7 protein-coding genes are annotated in these 4,573 nt (G+C 69.9%); 1 reads left to right on the top strand and 6 read right to left on the bottom strand.

Annotation, left to right across the window (positions count from 1 at the left end):
* On the bottom strand, nucleotides 1-620 hold a 620-nt coding region (gene prs, locus HC022_RS19500; protein ID WP_167453532.1), incomplete at its 3' end, for a ribose-phosphate diphosphokinase.
* 99 nt (nucleotides 621-719) lie between these two features.
* On the opposite strand from prs, the gene HC022_RS19495 reads away from it, so the two are divergent.
* The gene (locus HC022_RS19495) at nucleotides 720-1,319 is read left to right on the top strand and encodes a 2-hydroxychromene-2-carboxylate isomerase (protein ID WP_167453531.1); all 600 of its coding nucleotides are present in this window, start codon (nucleotides 720-722) and stop codon (nucleotides 1,317-1,319) included.
* Between the two features lie 64 nt (nucleotides 1,320-1,383).
* Here HC022_RS19495 and HC022_RS19490 read toward each other — a convergent pair whose 3' ends face one another.
* The 5 genes from HC022_RS19490 to pyrC form a co-directional block, all read right to left on the bottom strand.
* On the bottom strand, nucleotides 1,384-1,530 hold the full coding sequence (locus HC022_RS19490) for a hypothetical protein (protein WP_167453530.1): 147 nt from the start codon (nucleotides 1,528-1,530) through the stop codon (nucleotides 1,384-1,386).
* A gap of 77 nt (nucleotides 1,531-1,607) precedes the next feature.
* Nucleotides 1,608-2,123: a methylated-DNA--[protein]-cysteine S-methyltransferase gene (locus HC022_RS19485; protein ID WP_167453529.1), complete on the bottom strand. Its 516-nt coding sequence runs from the start codon at nucleotides 2,121-2,123 to the stop codon at nucleotides 1,608-1,610.
* Nucleotides 2,120-2,683 carry a bifunctional transcriptional activator/DNA repair enzyme AdaA gene (locus HC022_RS19480; RefSeq protein WP_167453528.1) on the bottom strand — a complete coding sequence of 188 codons (564 nt, stop codon included), beginning with the start codon at nucleotides 2,681-2,683 and terminating at the stop codon, nucleotides 2,120-2,122. The genes HC022_RS19485 and HC022_RS19480 overlap by 4 nt, the downstream gene beginning before the upstream one ends.
* An 84-nt stretch (nucleotides 2,684-2,767) precedes the next feature.
* Nucleotides 2,768-3,379, bottom strand: coding sequence for a glycerol-3-phosphate 1-O-acyltransferase PlsY (plsY, locus tag HC022_RS19475; protein ID WP_008886959.1), 612 nt, complete (start codon nucleotides 3,377-3,379; stop codon nucleotides 2,768-2,770).
* The coding region (gene pyrC / locus HC022_RS19470) for a dihydroorotase (RefSeq protein ID WP_167453527.1) at nucleotides 3,379-4,573 on the bottom strand (1,195 nt) is incomplete at its 5' end. The genes plsY and pyrC, both read right to left, overlap by 1 nt.

Raw genomic sequence — 4,573 nt, 5'->3', positions numbered from 1 at the left:
TCGCGGCGCTTGTCCACGATCGAGAGCGGGGCGTTGATGCGCTTGGCGAGCTCGCGCGCGCGCGCCACGCCGCCAACGTCGGGGGAGACGATCATCACGTCCTCGAGCCCGCCCTCGAAATGCTTGAGGATGTCGAGCGCGAAGACCGGCGAGGCGTAGAGGTTGTCGACGGGGATGTCGAAGAAGCCCTGGATCTGGGTGGCGTGCAGGTCCATGGTCAGCACCCGCTCGATGCCGGCCTCGTGGATCATGTTGGCCACCAGCTTGGCGGTGATCGGGGTCCGGGCCTTGGTGCGGCGGTCCTGGCGGGCGTAGCCGAAGTAGGGGGTCACCGCGGGGATACGGGACCCCGAGGAGCGGCGCAGCGCGTCCGCCATGATCAGCAGTTCCATCAGGTTGTCGTTCGCCGGGCGCGAGGTCGACTGGATGATGAACATGTCCTCGCCGCGGACGTTCTCGTAGACCTCGACGAAGATCTCCTGGTCGTTGAACCGTTCGACGCGGGCGTCCACCAGTCCCACGGACATGCCGCGGTAGAGCGACATCCGGCGCGAGATGGCATTGGCGAGAGGCTTGTTGGAATTGCCCGCGATAAGCTTGGGCTCAATGACGGTCGGCATGGACGGGGGCTCCGGCAGCGATGACAGATTCGTGACGTTGCCGGTCGCTTATCACGCAGGTAGCGTGGGGCAAAGACGCTCAGGACAGGGAAGCACGCAATGGCGCATCTGGATTACTATTTCTCGGTTCTTTCTCCGTATGCCTACCTCGCGGGGCAGCGGCTGGAGAAGATCGCCGACGCCCACGGGCTCGATATCACCTACAAGCCGCTCGACATCATGACGCTGTTCACCCGCACCGGGGGGCTGGCGCCGAAGGACCGGCATCCCTCGCGCATGGCCTACCGGGCGCAGGAGCTGCCGCGGCAGGCGAAGAAGGCCGGGATGCCGCTCAACATGAAGCCGGCGCACTGGCCGACCAACGCGGCGCCGGCGTCCTACGCCATCATCGCGGCGCAGAAGGCCGGGGGCGGCGATCTCGGCGGACTGGTGCATTCGATCCTGCGCGCGGTCTGGGTCGAGGACCGCGACATCGCCGAGGATTCGGTCGTGCAGGACTGCCTGAAGGCGGCGGGCTTCGATCCGGGTCTGACCTTCAGCGGCATGCTCGCCGGGGCTGAGACCTATGCCGCCAATCTCGAGGACGCGGTCAATGCCGGGGTGTTCGGCGCGCCGTTCTACATACTGGAGGACGGGCAGAGCTTCTGGGGGCAGGACCGGCTCGAGGATCTCGACCTGGTGCTTTCCGGGAAGCTCTGAGAGGCGTCGGGCGGTCAGCCAAGCGGTCGCCGTGCCCTGCGGGGCGCGGCGGCGGGCAATGGCATCAGAGCCCGGATTTGACCGAGGCGACGGTCGGGACGGCGCTGTCGCGGATCGGCAGGCGACCGGCCCACCAGATGGCCACTGCGCTGAGGCTGAACAGTCCGACGATGCTGGCTGCCATGAGAAGAAGTGTGATTAGTGCGCTCATGAGACTGGCTCCTTTCGTACGGAGTGCAAACCGGGTTTTGCCCCGGAAAGTTCCCGGGTCAAGCCAAGTTCGTATCTTCAGAAGAGCGACAGTTGCGTCTCGGCCACGCCCGAGACCTCGGCCTCGTGCTGCAGGAGGAAGCGCTTCACCTCGACCCCGCCGCCGAAGCCGGTGAGCGCGCCGTCCTGCCCGATGACGCGGTGGCAGGGCAGGATGATGGGGATCGGGTTGGCACCGTTGGCGGCGCCCACGGCGCGGCTGGCATTTGGTGTTCCGAGCTGGGTGGCGAGCGCGCCGTAGCTGCGGGTGGTGCCGTAGGGAATCTCGGCCAGCAGCTGCCAGACGCGGGTCTGGAAGGCGGTGCCCTGCGGGGCGAGGCGCAGGTCGAAGCGTGTCAGCGTGCCGGCGAAATAGGCGTCGAGCTGGCGGCGCACCGCGTCGAAGGGAGTGGGGTCCTCGTGCCAGCCTTCGCGCGGGCCGAAGGCCTTGTGGCCGGACGGGAAGCTCAGGAAATGCAGCGCGTCGCGGTCGCCGGCCAGCAGCAGCGGGCCGATCGGGCTGTCGGTGTGGCACCAGGAGAGCGCCGCCGTCATGCCGCGCGCCTCCGCCGCAGGGTCGAGGGAGCGCGGCCATAGAGCCGCGCGAAGGCGGCGTTGAAGCTGCGCAGGCTGCCGAAGCCCGCGCGCTGCGCGATCTCGGCCATCGGCAGGGTGGTCTCGTCGAGCAGCCGCTTGGCCCGCTGCAGGCGCCGGGTCAGGGCCACCTGCAGCGGCGAGGCGCCGACCTGTTCCGAGAACAGCCGCGCGAGGTGGCGGGCGCCGATGCCCAGCCGCCCGGAGAGGGCGGTGACGGTGCCGCCGTCGAGCGCGCCCTCGTCGATCAGCCGCAACGCCCGGTCGACCGTCGTGCGGGTGCCGTTCCACGCGGCGCAGAAGGGCGCGGTCTCGGGGCGGCAGCGCAGGCAGGGGCGGTAGCCGGCGCGCTCGGCCGCGGCGGCGCTGGGGAGGAACGACACGTTTCGGGTCAGCGGCGGTTTCACCGGGCAGACCGGGCGGCAATAGATGCCGGTGGTCCGCACGGCGATGAAAAACACGCCGTCATAGGCGGGGTCGCGGCGGAGCCTTGCGGCATTGCATGTGTCGAAATCCAGCATGGCAGAACGATACCGCGCGCCGCGCCGTGAGGCGAGCGCGCGGAGATGATGATGTCCGAAAACGGCGAGTCGCGGCGGGCGCGGTCAGCCCTTCTTGCCGATCTTGGGCTCGGTGCCCTCGCGCAGGCGCTCGAGGTTGCTGCGGTGGCGCCAGAAGATCAGCACGGTCAGCGCGAGGGTCAGGCCTGTGAACTCGTACTCGCGCAGCAGCAGCATCCACGCGGTTGACATCAGCGCCGCGACCAGCGCGCCGACGCTCGAGATCCGCGACAGCGCGGCGGCGGCGAGCCATGTGGCGCAGCTCAGCAGCCCGACGGGCCAGCTCAGCGCCAGTACGAGGCCGAGGAAGGTGGCGACGCCCTTGCCGCCCCGGAAGCCGAGCCAGACCGGGTAGCAATGTCCGAGGAAGGCGGTGAAGCCTGCCAGCTGCGCCGCGTCCTCGGCGCCCAACCAGCGCGCCAGCAGCACCGCCACCGCGCCCTTGCCGCCGTCGAGGATCAGCGTGCCGGCGGCGGCCGCCTTGTTGCCGGTCCGCAGCACGTTGGTGGCGCCGATGTTGCCCGAGCCGATGCTGCGCAGGTCGCCGAGCTTCATCGCCCGGGTCAGGACCATGCCGAAGGGGATCGAGCCCAGCAGGTACCCGATCGCGGCCCAGAGCGCGAGCAGGACGGGGGCGGTGGTGATCTCGGGAAACATCAGGCGCTCCGGTAGACTGCCTTGCCGGCGACGAAGGTTGCGAGCACCTTACCCTGAAGCCGGGCGCCGTCGAAGGGGGTATTCTTCGACTTGGACTGCAGTTTGAAGCGGTCGAGGATGAACGGCTTGTCGGCGTCGAAGAGCACGAGGTCGGCAGGCGCGCCCGCCGCCATGCGCCCGCAGGGCAGCCCCAGCCGCCGCGCCGGGTTCAGCGACAGCGCGCGGAACAGCGTCGGCAGGTCGAGCTCGCCCGAGTGGTAGAGCCGCAGCAGCACCGGCAGCATGGTCTCGAGCCCGACGGCGCCGCTTGCGGCCTCCTCGAAGGGCAGGCGCTTCGATTCCTCGTCCTGCGGTGTGTGGAAGCTGCCGATGATGTCGATGAGGCCCGAGCGCACCGCCTCGACCACTGCCTGCCGGTCGTCTTCAGAGCGCAGCGGCGGCGGCTTGACCTTGAAGAAGGTGCGGTAGTCGGCGAGGTCCATCTCGTTCAGCGTCAGGGGGTGCATCGAGGTGCCCGCCGTGACGTCGAAGCCGTTCTTCTTGGCGCGCTCCAGCGCCGGCAGCGCGCGGGCCGTGGTGATCTGGTCGGCGTGGTAGCGCACGCCGGTCATCTCGACGAGCGCGATGTCGCGGTCGAGCCCCATGCGCTCGGCCATCGGCGAGACCGAGGGCAGGCCGCGCAGCGAGGCGAACTTGCCGCTGGTGGCGGCGCCGCCCTTCGAAAGGCCGGGCTCCTGCGGGTGGCCGATGACCAGCGCGCCGAGCGAGCGGGCATAGGTCATGGCGCGGGCCAGCACCTTGGTGTCGGTGACCACGTGGTCGCAATCGGTGAAGGCCACGGCGCCGGCGTCGAGCAGGAAGCCGATCTCGGTCATCTCTCGGCCCGCCCGGCCCTTGGTGAGCGCCGCCATCGGCAGCACGTTCACCGGGCTGTCGTCCTCGGCCCGGTCGCGGATGAACTCGAGCACCTCGGGGGTGTCGATGGCGGGCGTGGTGTCGGGGCGGGTGACGATGGTGGTGACGCCACCGGCGGCGGCGGCCAGACCCGCGGTCTTGTAGCTTTCCTTGTGGCGGTCGCCGGGCTCGCCCACCTTGACACCGATGTCGACGATGCCCGGCGCGAGGAAGGGGCCGCGGGCGGCGGTGCGGGCGGCATCCGTGGGGGCGGGGTCGGCGGGGGCGGAGAGGGCGGCC

The sequence above is a fragment of the Salipiger sp. HF18 genome, assembly GCF_011806505.1.
In the GTDB taxonomy this organism is placed as follows: Bacteria; Pseudomonadota; Alphaproteobacteria; order Rhodobacterales; family Rhodobacteraceae; genus Salipiger; species Salipiger thiooxidans.
This window is presented reverse-complemented; position numbering and strand designations above follow the sequence as displayed.